Raw genomic sequence first — 15,494 nt, 5'->3', positions numbered from 1 at the left:
CCTAGCGGTCCGCGCACTGGATCACCGCAACCGCTCGTCCGAAGATCTTCCTGCCGTCCTGTGTGGCGGTGACCGCGATCGTCGCGGTCTTGCGGTCTGCGTCGACCGCCTTCACCCTGCCGGTGTATTCGACGATCGCTCCGCTGCCGGAGACGTAGACCGGGCTGGTCGATCGCACCGCGTATTCGGTCACCGCACCGGGACCGCCTGCCCATGAGGTCACGTACCCCGCACCGATCCCGATCATCAGCATGCCTTGCGCGACAGGCGATTCCAGATTCACCGACGCCGCCGCCTCCTTGCTCCAGTGAATGGGGTTCGGGTCGCCGGCCACGCCCGCGTAGTTGACCAGGTCACCGAGCGTCACAGCCACGATCCTGGGCGGCAGCTCGTCGCCGACGGCGACGGTGCTGAACGGCACCATATTCCGGCCCGGGTCCGCGGTCGGTGCCGGGCGCGCCGGCGCGGCATGCTCGGGTGTGTGGTGCTGTCGCGGAATCGACGCGCCATGACGGAAGTTCTGCATCACCAGTCGATCGCATATTCGCGCCGCGGCGACGTTCACCTCCGGCCGGCCGGCGAACGACGTGCGGGTGGTGACGACTTCCTTGCCGTACTGGTCGGTGACCGCACACTTGAATCCGAAGATGTCGCCCCCGAACGCTTTTCGGCGTGATTCGAGTTCGACCTCGAAGCGCAACGAATCGCCCGCGAGGATCGGCCTGTCGATGATGAGGCCGTAGTCGGTCTGCATGATCTGGGTCAGGTCATAGCCTTCGGCCACCCGATCGAACATCTCGATCTGGGCCAGAAACGCGGGGATCGAGACGAAAGTCAACGGCGCGACCAGGCCACCGTAACCGTGGTCTTCGGCCGCTTGCTCGCAGTGGTGCGCGGGATGATCATCCTGAACCGCACGGGCAAACTCCCGGATCTTCTCGCGCCCGACGACGTAGCAGTCGCCGGTTCGATAGGACTGCCCGACCGTCGTCGCGGAGGCCACCGAATCGGCGGGTGAATCGAGCGATCTGGAGTCGTCTGGAGTTGTCCGCACACTCAGCAAAGTAACCAATTGTTAGCCGTGCGAGCGATATTTGCTGTTCTCAGAGTGTCGTAGTCCGATCGATCTGCTCGCGCAGGATGTCACCGTGGCCTGCGTGGCGCGCGAATTCCTCGATCATGGCGAGCAGAGTCCACCGCATGCTGACAGTCCCCTCCCGGGGATTGCGCTTGGTGTCCTCCAGGTCGAACCGCGCGGCGATCGCCCGTGATCGGCTGCTCGCACGCTCGAACTCCGCGATGACGTCGGCCAGCGACTCGTCGTCGGCCACGGCGAACGTGCCCTCGTCGCGTTTCGAGTATCCGTCGCATTCGGCTTCGTCGAGCCCCGCCCAGAACCGCTGGAACCAGATCCGCTCCGCGGCGGCGGCATGTTTGATCAAGGAGATCGGTGTCGTCAACGACGCGACAAGCCGTCGCCGAGCATCGGCGTCGGACAACCCGCGTGCGGTCGCGATGAGCGCCTCGCGGTTGCGATCGAGCGCGTTCTCGATGATCGTTCGCTCGGTGCCGGTGGTAATCGTGTTGGTAACCATAAACTTTCACTCCATTCTCTTGCTGATCGAAGGCCCCGGGGTGGCCGGCAGTCGGCAGGGCACGGCTCGGCGCGTCCAGTGACGGAGGCGAACCAGGGGAGGGGGAATCTGATGTGTTCGTCGCGGAACGCGCGCTCACCAAGGCGATGCGGGTCGATCTTCACCGCAGCCGATACCGGTCGAGCGCCGAAGAACTCGACGCCGCCTGTCGTCAGTCTGTCATGCCACTGCTCAGCGCGGAACCCCGCGCGCCGAACCTGGGAACCTTCACGGAACCGGATGGGACCCCTACGAACTCGACGCGGTTGCAGGCTCCGCCGCAAGTCCGCCGACACTCCTCCGGATCGACAAAAAGGTGCATCTACCAGCCGATTAGTACCTTCGCCAAGAGGTGAGGTAATCTTTTCGAGCACCCGGAGACGGGGGCAAGAACGGGCTGTGGCGCAGCTTGGTAGCGCACCTGACTGGGGGTCAGGTGGTCGCAGGTTCAAATCCTGTCAGCCCGACAGTAGAAAACCCTCTCTGACCTTGGTCGGAGAGGGTTTTCTTGTACCTGGTCATTTGACGTTTTTTGCCCCGCCACCACAGAAACCCCTCATTTTTGAATATGATCGGTTGTCCAGGATTGGTGGAGGCCTCACCGTGCGTCCTGATCTTTCGGCTCGCTCCTCCTTGGACCCGGACAGCGCCGACGGTGCTCCTATCGAGTGCTTCCTTCAAGCGATAGCGGGCGATACAAGGAGGATGTACGCGTGCCGCTCGCCATAGTGTGTGAAGGTCCCCTCGCTCGGTGATGGTGGATGAAGCGTGGCTCGCGTGATCGAGGTACCCATCCGCATAGGGTGGGACCGCCCCGCGACGTGGCGGCGGCGCGTGGGTGAATGGGGAAGGCTCGTCTCGGCCGATCGATCAGCCGAGACGAGCACGTTCGCGCACGAGTCGAGAGCGCCAGCCTGGGTTCCAACGAAAGACGCGCCTCGTCGTTGTGGTTATGCCGGGCAAACGATGTCCACAATCTCATCGCGGCGGCGATCGGGCCCGGCCCGCAGACCAGGCGTGCCTGGCCGGATCGCCACCTCTAGGCGTGGTAGTCGGATAGGGCGAGTGGTTGTGGTTCCTGCGTCAGTGTTGCCAGGGCGGTAGCGATTTCGTGGATATCGGCCTTGACGTAGGTAGCGGTGGTGCCAGGTCGGTGGGTGGTGTGGCCGGCGTAGGCACGGGCGGTGGCGTAGCCGTAGTGGCGTTCGACCCAGGTGAGGGTCGTGTGCCTGAGCCAGTGTGTGGTGACTTGTTGTGCGGCGACCCAGGGGATGTGGGCGGCCAGTCTGGACCAGAGGTTGTCGTAGCGGCGGGCGGTGAGGGGCTGTTTGTTGCCGAAGCGCAGTAGCGGGGTGCCGGGGGTGCTGCCGCGTCGGGTTCCGTGGCGTTTGAGGTGGTTCATGAGGGCCCTGCGCTGAGTTACGAAGGTGATTTGTTGGTCCGGCTTTCGAGGGTTGCCGAAGTGGTAATGGCGCTGGAAGAGCGGACCGTTCGGCCACGACCGACTTCTGGTAAGTGCTCAGGCGGCCGCATGATCGGTGAGCGACGTAGAAAGATACTGCTGGGTCGCGACCCGTGGCAGTTGCCGGCCCGCGCGCAGACACAGGTGGTCGTAGCGTCGACGCGTAGCCCCGGCCGCACGCGCTACGACGTCCAGGTCAGGCTGAAGAGTGGGTACCACGCTCGTGCCGAGTTCCGCCACGGTGCCCGGTTCGGAAGTGGGGCACCGACTGGACCACCATCACACGCAGGCAGACGTCGTCGACCTTTCCGCTCGGACAGGGTCTCGGCCAGCGGCACACCCTGCTGGGCGCGCAGCCTGCCGGTTTCCTTCGGCGGCTCGGATCCACTGGTTCGGCGGCGGTGGAGTGCTGCACCATCAGTGTCAGGTTGCGGGTGCAGGAGGTGCGGATCGCTTCGAAGGGAACCTGGTTCTCGTTGCGGTAGGTCTCGAGTTCGTAGACGAAGCGCCGGCCTTGGCGATGCTGGTGCTCACCGCCGAGCCGACGACGTTGGCGATCAGCGGGCCGACGCCATGGAGGGCGAAGAAGAACAGCACGTAGGTGATGTTGCTCGACCCGTTACCAGGGAAGGCTGCATGAGCTGGAAAATCACGCGATCGCCGCGTAGAAGCTCACGCCCTGTTGGGCCGCGATGCAGACGATGGTGGGCGCCGCGGTGAGTAGGGCTACGCCGGGCAAGCGGTCGCCGTGATCCTCGAGGATCTCGAAGCGACGACCGGGTGGAACGAGACCGGGGTTGACCGAGCTATTGGCGCGGGCCCGCCGGACCAGAGCGTGATAGGCCTGATCAGCGCTGAGTACCGGTTTCTTGTGGATGTCGAGATGTCACGACAAATGTGCCTTCAGCCACGCCGCGGTGAGCTCGATGTTGGCTCTGGTGTCGAATTCATGGCCTTCGTGCCCTGCGTTTCCGAGTACACAGAACGTCGACGGAACTCCTGCCCGAGTCAATGCGTCGTGCAGGTATCGCCCTTGCGATTCGGGAACAATTCTGTCGCGGTCGCCGTGTGCGATGAGAAATGGCGGTGCGTGAGGGTGTACTCGGTGCACTGGGCTCGCTGCTCTGACGCGCTCGTCATTGGCGGCGATCGGCCCGTGGCCGAAGAGTGAGTCCTCAACGGGCGGTTCGAGGATGAGCTGTTCGAGCCATGAGCGCCGACTGTTGGCTATCAGGTCCGTCGGTGCGAACCAGGTGGCTACCGCCTGGACCGAACTCCGCTCTTGAGGGTGGTCACCGACATGACCGTCGAGATCTGGGTCGTCGGCACTGAGCGCAACCATCGCTGCCAAACAGCCGCCCGCCGAGGCTCCCCACAGTCCGATGTTTTGCACGGCCAGTCCGTAGTGGGATCCGTGTGCGCGCAGCCAGCGCACCGCGGCTTTCACATCGTGAACCGGCGCCGGGTAGGTCGCTTCGGGTGCGAGGCGATAGTTCACCGAGGCGACGGCGATTCCTGTCCGAGCCACCGCCGCCAATCTGTCCTCGGAGTTGTCGCGTTTGTCGCCGGCTTTCCAGCCGCCGCCGTGGAGGTAGACAACGACCGGAACATCGGTATCCGACTGCGGTCGATACAGATCCAATGCCAGCGTCGTCTCGTCGACGACGGCGTAGGGAATGTCGTACTCGGTGGTGCTGGGGCGCATAGTTGTCCTGACTGGTTCGTCGATGCCCAGATGCCTCACGCGGAGGTTTCCTCGAGCGAGCGGTTGCGGGTTTCGATGGCGCCGAAAGCGACAGCGGCAAGTGCTATCGCGGCGGCGACACCGAGGGCGGTGAATACTGCTGGTGTGCCGCCGTGCCCGGAGAGCATGAATCCGAAGATCGTCGGGGCGATGATCGATGCGAGTTTGTTGAGGCTCGCGGTGGCAGAGGTGGCCCAGCCGCGCATGCGGGTCGGGTAGAGCTCGCTGGTGTAGAGGTAGAGGAAGACCGCGGGCACGGTGGTGCCGACGACCATGGTGCAGCCGCTGACGAACATGATCTGCCAGGAGGTGTGGCCGAGGAGTCCGATTGCGATGAAGCCGTAGAGTGCGCCGATCGCTGCCACGGCTAGACCCGCGATCAGTAGTGGCCTTCGGCCGACGCGGTCGATCAGGGATACCACGATGTAGATGACGACCAGTTGCAATCCGCTGGTCACAATGGCAAGCAGTAGTGACTGTGATTGAGGCAGTCGACCGACCTGGACGTACATGGTCGGCAACCAGCTGAGACACCCATAATTCACGAAGAAGGTGGCGAACCAGACTACGGCCAGCATCAGCGTGCGAGCGCGGTACGCAGGGGAGAGCAGTTCAATGAATCTGAATGTGTCCTCGGTCTGCGTCGACGATTCCTCCGGCTTCAGGAGTTCGGTGCCGTGCCCGGCAGCGTCGTCTTCCATCGCCCGCACGTAGCTGTCGGCCTCGGCGGCACGACCTTTGACTGCCAGCCAGCGCGCGGACTCGGGCAGTGCGAAGTAGGCCCATGCCGCGATGACCAGGGGGAGCGCGCCGATCGCGAGCAGCACCCGCCAACCGGTTTCCGGTCCGAACGCACTGGTCGCGGCGAGCGCGGTCAACGGTGCGAAGAAGATTCCCCAGGCAAACAGTGACTGGTAGATCCCGAAGGAGCGACCGCGACCGTGTCGTCCGAGATACTCGCTCAGCAGGATCGCAGCGATCGGGATCTCCGCGCCGAGACCGAGTCCCTGTACCAAACGAAAGACCAGCAGGCTTGTTTCGTTCCACGCGAAGGCGCATGCGAGTGACATGCCGCCGAAGAGTACGAGGGAGATGATGAATGGTCGGCGCCTGCCGACCCGGTCGGCGAGGGCCCCGGCCAACAGCATTCCGATCCACTGCCCGACGTAGCCGGCGCTGATGATCAGGCCCGCTTCGGCGAGGCTGATGCCGAAGGACTTCACGATCAGCGGCAGAACGACGGCGATGGTCATCGCGTCGAAACCGTCGAAGAAGGTGCCGGCACCCAGTTGACTCATCAGCCGAGTATGAAAGCGGCCGAACGGAATTCGGTCGATCCGTGCAGCGATCAATGAGGGACTCGATGCCGGGGCGATAGTGACGGTATCTGTTGTGGAAAGTTTGGGGTCGAGCATGGTGGTCCTCCAGAGGGCGTGCGTGTGGCTGGACTCGTGGCGCTACGCGCGTTGCCGAGCTGGTGGCCGGTTGCGGGCGAGGATCTGCTGCTGGGATCGCCGAGCCGAATCCATCAAGGTCGCGGGGTCGATATCCGTGAAGCGGCCGTCGCGTTTGACGACACGGCCTGCCACGAGGACCGTGTCGACATTGCCCTCGTGCGCGGCGAGCACGACCGAGTAGACCGGGTTGGTCACCGGCCCGAGATTCAGGTCGCCGGCGCGGAGTAGGACGATGTCGGCTTGCTTGCCCGGCGTCAGGGAGCCGATCTTGTCGCTCATCCCGATCGCTCGAGCCCCTTGGACCGTGGCGAATTCGAGGAGATCACGCACCCGCAACTCGGGCACACCGTCCACCGAGGAGTGTCCGCCACCCATCCAGGAGCGGTGGTAGGCGTACAGCATGCGCATCTGGGTGAACATGTCACCGCTGCATTTGGTTTCGGTGTCGCCGCTGAGGCTGGGTCGGATGCCGCGGGCGAGGAGCTTGTCGAGTGGGATATCGCCCATACCTTGGGAATTGAGTTCGCAGTGCACGCCGAGCGATACGGTGGCTCCGGCGTCGGCGATCATGGCGAACTCGTCGTCGTGGCTGCGGCTGCAGTGCACGAAGGTCATGTCGTCGCAGAGCAGGCCGAGGCCGGCGTACTGGGCGACGGCGCGGTGGGGAGCGTTGTGGGGGTAGGCGCCGACGTGCACTGTTGTCCGGATGTCGAGTTCCCGTGCGAGCCGCAGATCCGCAACCCAGGTGTCCTCGGCTGCCATCTCGGGGCCGCGTGCGGCCATTGCCAGCGTCAGTAGCTGGTCGTCGCTCGCGAAGTATTCGGCGCGCAAGCGGCGAATATCGTCAGGATGGCCGAGTTCACTGCGGTTGGTCCAACGGTCATCGGTCAGCAGTGGCCAGCCGTGGGCGAAGACCGCGCGGATGCCGGCCTCTCGCAGACCGGTGATGGCGGCGTCCGAGTGCGCCGGGGTGTTCTGGATGTGGGACCAGTCCACCATGGTGGTGGTTCCGGCGCTCAATGCTGCTGCTGCGCCGAGCTTGTTGCCGATATGGACGTCATCGGGCTGGTAGGAGGCGCCGATACCGACCAGCATCTCGGCGAAATACCGTGCCGGATCCATATCGGCGTAGCTGTGGCGCACCGCGCTCTGCCAGGTGTGGCGATGGGTGTCGATCATCCCGGGGATGGCGATCAAGCCGGTGCCGTCGATCACCTCGGCGTCGGAGATGTCCAGGCGTTCGGCCATGGCCGAGATCTGGGTGCCTTCGATGAGGATGTCGCCGACCAGGTCGCCGAGATCGTCGTCCATGCTGACGATGTGCGCTCCGCGCAGGAGCAGCCGCGCGGTCATCGCTCGACCTTCAGCCATCGCTCGATCTGCGCCACGGCGCGTTCGGGGGTCGGCGTGGCAGTATCCGCCCACGCTACATAGCTGTCGGGGCGCAACAACAGACTGCGCACATCGTGCAGTCCCGCTGGTGCCGGGGCCATAACCCCGGATACGACGCGGACCGGTGTCCGGCCGAATTTCAGTTCGTCATAGTGGTTTTCACCCGTGCAATCGATGAGCACGAATTCGTGGCCACGGAGCAATTCGCCGGTCCTGACGAGGCCCTCGCGAGTCTGCAATACGAGGTCGGGTGCGCGCTCGCCGACGAACGGATGATCGGTGGCCTCGCGTGGATAGGGAAAACTCAGGCCGTTCAGATCGCGAACCAGCGTCCGACCCACCTCGGGCAGGGGGAAGAGGCGCTGTTCGAAGAAGCGTCGGTAGGCAAGTCCCTCGGGGCTGAAATCGAACTGCATAGCGCACTGTGCGGCAACGCTTTCCAGCAGCGCTTCGGTCACCGGTCGTCGCTCGGCTTCGTAGGTGTCGAGCAGCGATTCCTCGGCGACACCATTGATCACCGCGGCCAGCTTCCAGCCCAGATTGAACGCATCCTGCAGGCAGAAGTTCATGCCGACACCGCTGGCGGGGTAGTGCACCCGGGTACTTTCACCGACCAGCACGATTCTGCGGTCCCGGAAGCGCGAGGCGGTACGGGTTTCGTCGGTGTAGCGCGAACCCCAACGCAGTTCGGTGAAGTCCAGGGATTCTCCGAAGATCTCGCGCACGCACTGGTGAACCTCGGCGACGGTGACCGGCTCGGATTTGTCGGCGTGGCGACGTTGCTCGTGCACGATGTTGAACCGGGTGATGTGACCGGTCTCGTCGAAGGGAAAAGCCGCGGCCCAGCCGTGCTCGTTGTGCCCGTTCGCGCGAGGTGCGTCCCACGGGAAGTCGAGGACGACGTCGGCCACCATGCCGGTGAATGTGGCGTCGTGGCCGTCGAATTCGATACCCGCCGCCCGTCGGACGATGCTGCGGGCACCGTCGGCCCCGACGACGTATCTGGCGGAGTAGGTCTGTTCGGTGCCGTCGGTCAGCCGTGCTCGAACAGCGACGCCCGCGTCGAACTGCTCGATGGTTTCGACCGCTGCCCCGCGCACGATGCGCGCTCCCTGTGCGGATGCGTGTTCGGCGAGCAGCTCCTCGGTGATGTTCTGCGGCAGGATGAGCCGGTAGCCGAACCGTGATTCGAGATGGCCCCAGTCCAGCGGCTGGAGCCCCGCCCAGATGTGGAACGGGACCAGGGGGTTGTCCCGGATCGCCCGTGCCCGGTCGATGAAGGTCTGTGCCAGATCTCTGGTGTCGAACAGTTCGAGCACGCGGGGCAATATGGTGCCTGCCCTCGATCCCACCGGCTCGGACCGGCGTTCCAGGACAACGACATCGACACCGGCCGCGGCCAATTCGGCAGCCGTCATCAGTCCAGATGGGCCGCCACCGACGACCACTACGTCCACGTTCATGGTTCTTCCTTAGGTTGGGGATTGACGGAATCGGCTCAGTTGGGGTCGGCGGGCGCTCCGATATCGAACAACCCCATGAGCTGAGCCAGGGTGCGGTAGTAGCCGACCAATGCCGTCACCTCGGCGATCGATGTCCGGTCGAGCGGCTGTGCTGTGACGCGGTCGATCCCGGTGAGCGTCGGCTGATCCACCGCCCATGCGGTGAGCATCGCGACGGCGGCCTCTCTGGCGTCGGCCGTGACGAATGTTCCGGCATGTAGTCGAGCGAGTTCCGTCTCGTCCAATCCGGCTGCGCGACCGGCAGCTTCGTGCGCATACCGTTCGAATGAATTTGCGGTACAGCGCGCGACGGTGAGGATCGCGATTTCGCGCTCTCGACCGGTGAGGGTGGTTCGGTAGCGCAGGGCGGCACCGAGTGCCTGCAGCGGTCCGCCGATCTCGGGGAATTCGACCATGAGGCCGAAAGGGCCCTGGAGCTGACCGGCCGCATCGACGAGTGGAAAGTGTTGCGGCCCAGATGCTCTTGGTCCGTTCACGATCGCGTCGTACACCTGTCGCTGCTGTCGGCTCAGTTCGTCGGTGTCCACGGGTTCAGACCTGTGCGACGTAGGTGCGATGGAACCAACCACTGGGGGCGGATCCCTCGACGACGATGGCGCGTTCCCGAATGAGCCAGCTGGTGTCGGCTTGCTTGCGGAAGGTGTCGCGCCACATGCCCCAGTGGTCGGGGGCTGCTTCATCGGTGATGGCGAAGAAGAAGGTGTCCACCTGTGCTTCAGTGGGGCCGGTGAAGCAGATGTCGACAGTGGTGATGTGGTGGCGAATGTAGGCGGCCTCGCCGTCGCGGATGACTTTGCCGAGTTCCGACGGTGGGATGGGTGTTCCGTCGGGCAGGACCAGCACGGCGTCGGTGGTGAACAGTGCCAGCATGTCGGCGAAGTCCATCTTGTCGCGGGCGGTATGTGCGTAGCGGTGGACTACTGCGTGGATGAGCGCCCGGTCATCGGTGCGTGCGCGGGTAAAGCTGCGTTCGGTCATCGGGGTTGTCCGTTCAAGAGATTTGTGCTGAGTGAGTGTGTGTTTCGAACGTTGAGCCACTGTTCGAGCCGGCTCAGTACGTCGGCCGGGTCGGGCGGCAGTTCGGTCGTCCAGGCGAGGTAGGTGTCAGGGCGGACAAGCAGGCACATGGCCTTGTCCAACGCTTCCGGGAGCTTCGCGGGGTGTGCTTGCACCAGACGGACCGCGGGGGAGTCGAGGTCACCAAGTGTCCCGGTGCCGCTGAGGTCGAGCAGCACGAATTGTCCGTCGCGCAGCAGCTCGTAGAGGCGGACGGTGGATCCATCGCTGCGAAGCAGTTCGAAGTCGGGCACAGGGTGCCCGACCATGGGGTGGCCGGGCCCCACCGACGGATAGGGAGTTTCGAGGCCGTTCAGCTCGAGCTGCAGGAGGGAGTTGACCGCCGGTATCGGGAGGAATTTCTCTTGCAGGGCGGTCGATAGTGTGAGGCCCTCGGGGCTGAAGTCGAACTGGATCGCTACCTGCGCGTCGACGCTGCGCAGTAGATCGAGGCTGATCGGTCGGCGCTCTGTCTCGTAGGTGTCCAGCAGCGCTTCATCGGCGTGGCCTTGCAGGACGGCGCCGAGTTTCCAGCCCAGATTGAACGCGTCCTGTAGGCAATAGTTCATGCCCATTCCGCTGGCGGGGTAGTGAATTCGGGCGGATTCGCCGACCAGGAATACTCGGTCGCTGCGGAATCGGGTCGCGATCCGCTGTGCGTCGGTGTAGCGGGAGGACGCCCGCAATCCGGGGATGCTCACGGTTTCGCCGAGGATCTGGCTTACGCATTCGGTCAGGCCGGCGAGGGTGACGGGGGCGGACTTGGGTTCGGTGCGGTCGTCACGGTGGACCATCACGAACCGTGTGAGTCCGGGACCGAAGGGAAACGTGGTGAGCCAGCCGTATTCGTTGTGCCCGACACGAAGTCCGCCCGGCCAGGGAAAAGCCATTTCGGCATCGGCGATGACGCCGGTGAACGTGGCATCGCGGCCCTCGAAGGCGATGTTCGTCAGTTTGCGGACCGCGCTGTGCCCACCGTCTGCGCCGACGACATACCGTGCACTGGACTGGCATGGGTGCCCGTCGGAGTCGAGGGAGGTGACCAGCACCCTGTCTGCGTCGTCGTACTGCAGGTCGACGACTTCCTGGTGGAACCGGATGTCGACACCCTTGTCGGTCGCCCAGTCGTGCAGGATCAGTTCGGTCTCGTGTTGCGGGAGGAACAGCGTGAACTGGAACCGTGAGTCGCGGGTCGTCCAGTCGATGGGGTGCATGCCGCCCCAGATGTGCCAGCTTTGAAAGGGGTGCGGATTGATCTCGCAGGTCCGGCTGATGAATCGGTCTGCGATGCCGCGGGCGTCGAAGAGTTCCAGCGGTCGCGGCAACAGTGTGCCCGCCCGCGACACCGGGTCGCTGCTGCGCTTTTCGAGGACGAGAACCTGCGCGCCGGTGGCCGCGATCTCCGCGGCGACGGTCAGCCCGGAGGGCCCGCCGCCGACTACGATCACGTCGACGTCATTGTCGGTCATGGTGTCTCCTTAGAGACGAGTCGTGCACCCGGACAGCAGTGCTCGACGTCGTTGGATATGTTTCGTTGGATGGGCATCGGGTCGATGAGGCCGACCCGGCGGGTGGGCTCAAGCGTCGTAGAGTCGGTCCGCGAACCAGTCGGCGACGATGACATGCTTTTCGTGCGAGTGGTTGTAGAGGCAGTGATCGCCGTCGGCCCACTCGTCGAACCGTTTGTCGACACTCGCGGCGCCGTCGTATAGCGCGCGTGCGCTCTCGATCAGGAACACTTGGTCCGGGGTGCCGTGCAGCACAAGCAATGGGCAGGTGAGGTTTTCGAGCAGAGCCGGTGTCAGCCGGAACTCCTCCATTGCCTCGCGGGCCTTCACGGGATCGTCGATCCCGGTGACCGCGGTGATCTTGGTGATGAAGCGGCGGTAGCGATCCAGGATTTCGGCAGGTCGCACGGTGCCACCGTTGACACAGCACGCCGCGACGCGGTCGTCGGTGGCTGCTGTCAGCGCAGCCAGGTAACCGCCCATGCTGTTGCCCCAGATGCCTACTGTCCCGGCGAGGCGCCGGTCGTCGAGCAGATGGTCGATCACCAGCGAATATGCCTGTGCGACATCAGAATCCATATACAAGCCCTGGACCAGGCGGGTCTCGCCCTGGCCCGGGCCGTCCACGAGGAACACCGCGACGTTGCGTTCGAGCAGGTATTGCGCGCCGACGTGGTACTCCTCGCGCCAGCCGTCGAATCCACCTGTGACGATGACGACCGGCGGAGCGGGGACATCCGGCGGTCGCAGCAACCAGCCACACACAGCGCCGTCGCGGTACGGAATCTCGACATGGTCGACCGCCGGCTCGCTGAGCGCACCCGCGCGTCCGAAGTGCTCGATCAGCAATCGATACATAGCCAGCTTGCGCGGGTCGTTGTCGGGCAGTGGAACTTGGCCTACCCGATAGCAGGCCGAGGAAAGCAGGTGCCACTGCCGTGCGCTCTTGGTATATCCCCGGGACAGAGCCACCGCGGCGCGCTGACCGTTGATCGCGCCGAGTTCAGCCGCGGCTTCCGCCCACGACTGCCCGGCGTCGACACGGGCGTACAGATCGACGACATCCGCGTAGTCCATGCCGTTGCCGGTGAGTCGTTGCAATGGCATGGCGCGTTTGTGCGCCTCGGCCTCGGCGCGCCACGCAGGCTCGGTCATCGAGCGACCTGTGCCGGAACGGCTACGTCGAGGCTCGTCTCGATTTGATCGACGAGCGAGGCGATCGCCGCGAGTTCATCGGTGGCCGCGAAGATGTAGAAGTCGGGCCGGTACAGGATGGCGACCACTCGGTGTTCGGCAAAGTAGTCGGCGTAATAGCCGTCGATATCGACGACCTCGCCACCGGATCCGGGTGCCGACAGCGTCACTACCTTGCCGCCGAGATGTTCCAGCACCGCGGTGCGATGGGCGTCGATGTCGACGTCACTGCCCGGCGCCAGCAGCAGGACCCAACCCGAGCCGAGCACGTCGTCGAATCGCCCGATGGTTTCCCCGATGGCGATGCGGCCTTGCGGGGCAAGGGTTCCCGCGATATCCGTACCGGCGTCGGTGCCGAGCAGCCCCGCCTCGATATGCGGGAAGGGCGGCGGCGGCGGTACATCGCCCCGACGGAAGGCTTCATCTCGTGCGGCCGCTGTGTCGGGATCGAACGTGCAGGAGACTCGCCCTGCCTCGATGGACATCCCGATCAACGTGGCCACGTGCGGTGCGCGCTCGGTGCGGTAGGAGTCCAGCACATTGGTGCCGCCGATGCCACGCATCGCGAGATCGAGGCGCCACGCGAGTGCCTTGGCGTCACGTACACCGGAGCACATGCCCTGCCCCATGAACGGCGGCATGACGTGCGCCGCGTCGCCGACGAGGAAGATCCGGCCGTCGTGCCAGCGATCGGCGAGCTTGGACTGAAAGGTGTAGATCGCCTGTCGAACGAGTTTCGCGTTCTTCTCGGTGACGCCATAGGGCGCCATCAACTCCCATGCCACCGCGGGGTTTTCCATCTGCGCGGCAGTTTCTCCCGGCAGCAGGGCGAATTCGAAGCGTCGATGGTTCTTGCCCAGCTGGAACAGACAATGCGGGCGTGCCGGATCGCAGATCTGGCCGTTGTCGAAGCCGAAATCGAGCGGCTCGAGCGGCTCCAGATCGCAGACCAGCCAGGTTTCGCGGAAACCGAAATCCTGCTGCCCCGCACCGATCTGGCCCCGGACGAAGCTGTTGGCGCCGTCCGCCCCGATCAGATACCGCCCCCGAACGATCCGGACATCGTTACCCAAGACCTTCTCGCCCTCGGCGCCCAGGTGCACCGAACGGAACTCCACCTCGACGTGGTCGGGGTGGCGTACCAGCGCGACGGCCTCCCATCCCTGATGGATGCTGACCGTGGGTAGCGCACGCACGGCGTCGTCGAGAGCCTCCTCGATCAGAGGTTGGTACATGATGTAGTCCGACGGCCAACCGGAGATGCCGTCACGGTCCCAGTCGAAGGTGATCAGTGTTTCGCCCGCGGCGTTGCGGAACACGTACTTGGTCGCGCGAAACATGTCCTCTTCCAAGCGTTCGGCGATGCCGAGCGATTGGAAGATCCGCATGATCTCGTGGTCGATGTGCCCTGCCCTGGCCCGCCCGTACAGCGTGGGCCAGCGCTCGAACACTGCCACCGAGTACCCGGCCTTGCCGAGCAACCCGGCCATGGTCTGGCCGACCGGGCCGTAACCGACCTGTACGAAGTCGTGAATTTCTTGCTGGGACATCATCGTCTCCTGGATGGATGAATCGGGATCAGCCGACGTGGTGTGCGCCGGTCATCAGCGCGGCCAGGTCTTCGGGATGCAGAAACGACGGCGGCGGTGGCGGTCCCCAGTTGAACAAGCCTTTAGCGCCTTCGAAGGCTTGCGGCGTCCACAGTTGGTCATCGACGATGCAGTCCATGTCGGAGTAGTACTCGGAGAAATTGCCCGCCGGATCTTTCAAGTACCAGAAGAAGTTCGATCCCGCGTGGTGGCGGCCGAGCCCCCATACGTGCCGTTCGGGGTTGCCTTCCAACATGGCGGTCGCGCCGCGCCCGACGTCGTCGATGTCGTCGACCTGCCAGGAGGTGTGGTGGAGGAAGTTGACCGGTGCCTTCAATACGAGCACGTTGTGGTGATCAGTCGAGCACCGCAGAAACGCCCCGTGGCCCTTGATCTCGTCGGAGAGCTTGAACCCCAGTCCGTCGGTGAAGAATCGGCGGGTGGCATCGAAGTCGATCGTGCCGATCACGACATGGCCGAGTTTGCGCGGACGTACCGGATCTTCCCGCAAGACACCAGGGGCGCGGAGGTTACTACGTTCGATCCGGCCGGGTCCGTTGTAGGCGGTGGCGGGTTGCACCGACTGCGCCAGCCGGTCGTCGACTCGAATAACCGCCCGGAAGCCGGCGACCGGTTCCAGCGCGGTGACGGACCCACTCGTCAGGTCCACCGGCAGTCCGAGCCCCCGCAACCGGATGGCTGCCGCGGCGATATCGTCGGAATCGTCGGCACCGATCACGATCTCGACCAGGCGGCGACTAGGTGCGGTGACTAGCCGCAACTGGTCACCGGCGTCTCGGGTCGCCAGCCAGCCGTCGTCGGCGGGGGCGAGGCCGAATTCGGTGTAATAGTCCCGAGTGGTCGTCGGGTCCGGAACCCCGATGGTGACCGAGGACAGTCGATGCAGCGCCATTGCCTGCTCCTTCGAAACGTTG

Annotated in this window: 13 protein-coding genes and 1 tRNA gene; 1 reads left to right on the top strand and 13 read right to left on the bottom strand. The window is 64.6% G+C overall.

All coding sequences use genetic code 11. The features are described 5' to 3' along the window. Position 1: 1 nt before the first annotated feature. Entirely contained in the window at positions 2 to 1,054 is a 1,053-nt protein-coding gene (locus ACWF99_RS06430) for a fused (3R)-hydroxyacyl-ACP dehydratase subunits HadA/HadB (protein ID WP_452535125.1), read from the bottom strand. Positions 1,055 to 1,103: 49 nt separating this feature from the next. Further along, the gene (locus tag ACWF99_RS06425; RefSeq protein WP_452535124.1) at positions 1,104 to 1,595 is read right to left on the bottom strand and encodes a DinB family protein; all 492 of its coding nucleotides are present in this window, start codon (positions 1,593 to 1,595) and stop codon (positions 1,104 to 1,106) included. 432 nt (positions 1,596 to 2,027) lie between these two features. On the opposite strand from ACWF99_RS06425, the gene ACWF99_RS06420 reads away from it, so the two are divergent. Beyond that, positions 2,028 to 2,101 (top strand) — tRNA-Pro (locus ACWF99_RS06420). A gap of 572 nt (positions 2,102 to 2,673) precedes the next feature. Here ACWF99_RS06420 and ACWF99_RS06415 read toward each other — a convergent pair. The 11 genes from ACWF99_RS06415 to ACWF99_RS06365 form a co-directional block, all read right to left on the bottom strand. Then, on the bottom strand, positions 2,674 to 3,036 hold the full coding sequence (locus tag ACWF99_RS06415; RefSeq protein WP_452535122.1) for a hypothetical protein: 363 nt from the start codon (positions 3,034 to 3,036) through the stop codon (positions 2,674 to 2,676). 946 nt (positions 3,037 to 3,982) lie between these two features. Further along, positions 3,983 to 4,801, bottom strand: a complete 819-nt coding sequence (locus tag ACWF99_RS06410) for an alpha/beta hydrolase fold domain-containing protein (protein WP_452535120.1) — start codon at positions 4,799 to 4,801, stop codon at positions 3,983 to 3,985. Positions 4,802 to 4,836: 35 nt separating this feature from the next. After that, positions 4,837 to 6,138, bottom strand: a complete 1,302-nt coding sequence (locus ACWF99_RS06405; protein ID WP_452535118.1) for an MFS transporter — start codon at positions 6,136 to 6,138, stop codon at positions 4,837 to 4,839. Positions 6,139 to 6,297: 159 nt separating this feature from the next. After that, entirely contained in the window at positions 6,298 to 7,650 is a 1,353-nt protein-coding gene (locus ACWF99_RS06400) for an amidohydrolase family protein (RefSeq protein ID WP_452535116.1), read from the bottom strand. Continuing rightward, positions 7,647 to 9,152: an FAD-dependent oxidoreductase gene (locus ACWF99_RS06395; RefSeq protein WP_452535114.1), complete on the bottom strand. Its 1,506-nt coding sequence runs from the start codon at positions 9,150 to 9,152 to the stop codon at positions 7,647 to 7,649. The genes ACWF99_RS06400 and ACWF99_RS06395 overlap by 4 nt, the downstream gene beginning before the upstream one ends. Positions 9,153 to 9,187: 35 nt before the next feature. Beyond that, the gene (locus ACWF99_RS06390; RefSeq protein WP_452535112.1) at positions 9,188 to 9,739 is read right to left on the bottom strand and encodes a carboxymuconolactone decarboxylase family protein; all 552 of its coding nucleotides are present in this window, start codon (positions 9,737 to 9,739) and stop codon (positions 9,188 to 9,190) included. 4 nt (positions 9,740 to 9,743) lie between these two features. Next, positions 9,744 to 10,190, bottom strand: a complete 447-nt coding sequence (locus ACWF99_RS06385; protein ID WP_452535110.1) for a nuclear transport factor 2 family protein — start codon at positions 10,188 to 10,190, stop codon at positions 9,744 to 9,746. Continuing rightward, positions 10,187 to 11,737 (bottom strand): FAD-dependent monooxygenase, encoded by a 1,551-nt coding sequence (locus ACWF99_RS06380; protein WP_452535108.1) that lies wholly within the window; start codon positions 11,735 to 11,737, stop codon positions 10,187 to 10,189. The genes ACWF99_RS06385 and ACWF99_RS06380 overlap by 4 nt, the downstream gene beginning before the upstream one ends. Positions 11,738 to 11,845: 108 nt before the next feature. Continuing rightward, entirely contained in the window at positions 11,846 to 12,931 is a 1,086-nt protein-coding gene (locus tag ACWF99_RS06375; RefSeq protein WP_452535106.1) for an alpha/beta hydrolase family protein, read from the bottom strand. Beyond that, positions 12,928 to 14,520: a bifunctional 3-(3-hydroxy-phenyl)propionate/3-hydroxycinnamic acid hydroxylase MhpA gene (mhpA, locus tag ACWF99_RS06370; protein WP_452535104.1), complete on the bottom strand. Its 1,593-nt coding sequence runs from the start codon at positions 14,518 to 14,520 to the stop codon at positions 12,928 to 12,930. Before mhpA ends, ACWF99_RS06375 begins: the two co-directional genes overlap by 4 nt. Positions 14,521 to 14,548: 28 nt before the next feature. Then, positions 14,549 to 15,472, bottom strand: coding sequence for a VOC family protein (locus ACWF99_RS06365; RefSeq protein ID WP_452535102.1), 924 nt, complete (start codon positions 15,470 to 15,472; stop codon positions 14,549 to 14,551). Between the last annotated feature and the right edge of the window lie 22 nt (positions 15,473 to 15,494).

It is taken from the genome of Nocardia sp. NPDC055002, from assembly GCF_053608825.1.
This window is presented reverse-complemented; position numbering and strand designations above follow the sequence as displayed.

Coding starts and splice junctions, on each gene's coding strand:
- ACWF99_RS06375 (WP_452535106.1), bottom strand. CDS start 12,931: ATGACCGAGCCTGCGTGGCGCGCCGAGGCCGAGGCGCACAAACGCGCC.
- ACWF99_RS06385 (WP_452535110.1), bottom strand. CDS start 10,190: ATGACCGAACGCAGCTTTACCCGCGCACGCACCGATGACCGGGCGCTC.
- ACWF99_RS06380 (WP_452535108.1), bottom strand. CDS start 11,737: ATGACCGACAATGACGTCGACGTGATCGTAGTCGGCGGCGGGCCCTCC.
- ACWF99_RS06395 (WP_452535114.1), bottom strand. CDS start 9,152: ATGAACGTGGACGTAGTGGTCGTCGGTGGCGGCCCATCTGGACTGATG.
- mhpA (WP_452535104.1), bottom strand. CDS start 14,520: ATGTCCCAGCAAGAAATTCACGACTTCGTACAGGTCGGTTACGGCCCG.
- ACWF99_RS06365 (WP_452535102.1), bottom strand. CDS start 15,472: ATGGCGCTGCATCGACTGTCCTCGGTCACCATCGGGGTTCCGGACCCG.
- ACWF99_RS06425 (WP_452535124.1), bottom strand. CDS start 1,595: ATGGTTACCAACACGATTACCACCGGCACCGAGCGAACGATCATCGAG.
- ACWF99_RS06405 (WP_452535118.1), bottom strand. CDS start 6,138: ATGAGTCAACTGGGTGCCGGCACCTTCTTCGACGGTTTCGACGCGATG.
- ACWF99_RS06415 (WP_452535122.1), bottom strand. CDS start 3,036: ATGAACCACCTCAAACGCCACGGAACCCGACGCGGCAGCACCCCCGGC.
- ACWF99_RS06400 (WP_452535116.1), bottom strand. CDS start 7,650: ATGACCGCGCGGCTGCTCCTGCGCGGAGCGCACATCGTCAGCATGGAC.
- ACWF99_RS06410 (WP_452535120.1), bottom strand. CDS start 4,801: ATGCGCCCCAGCACCACCGAGTACGACATTCCCTACGCCGTCGTCGAC.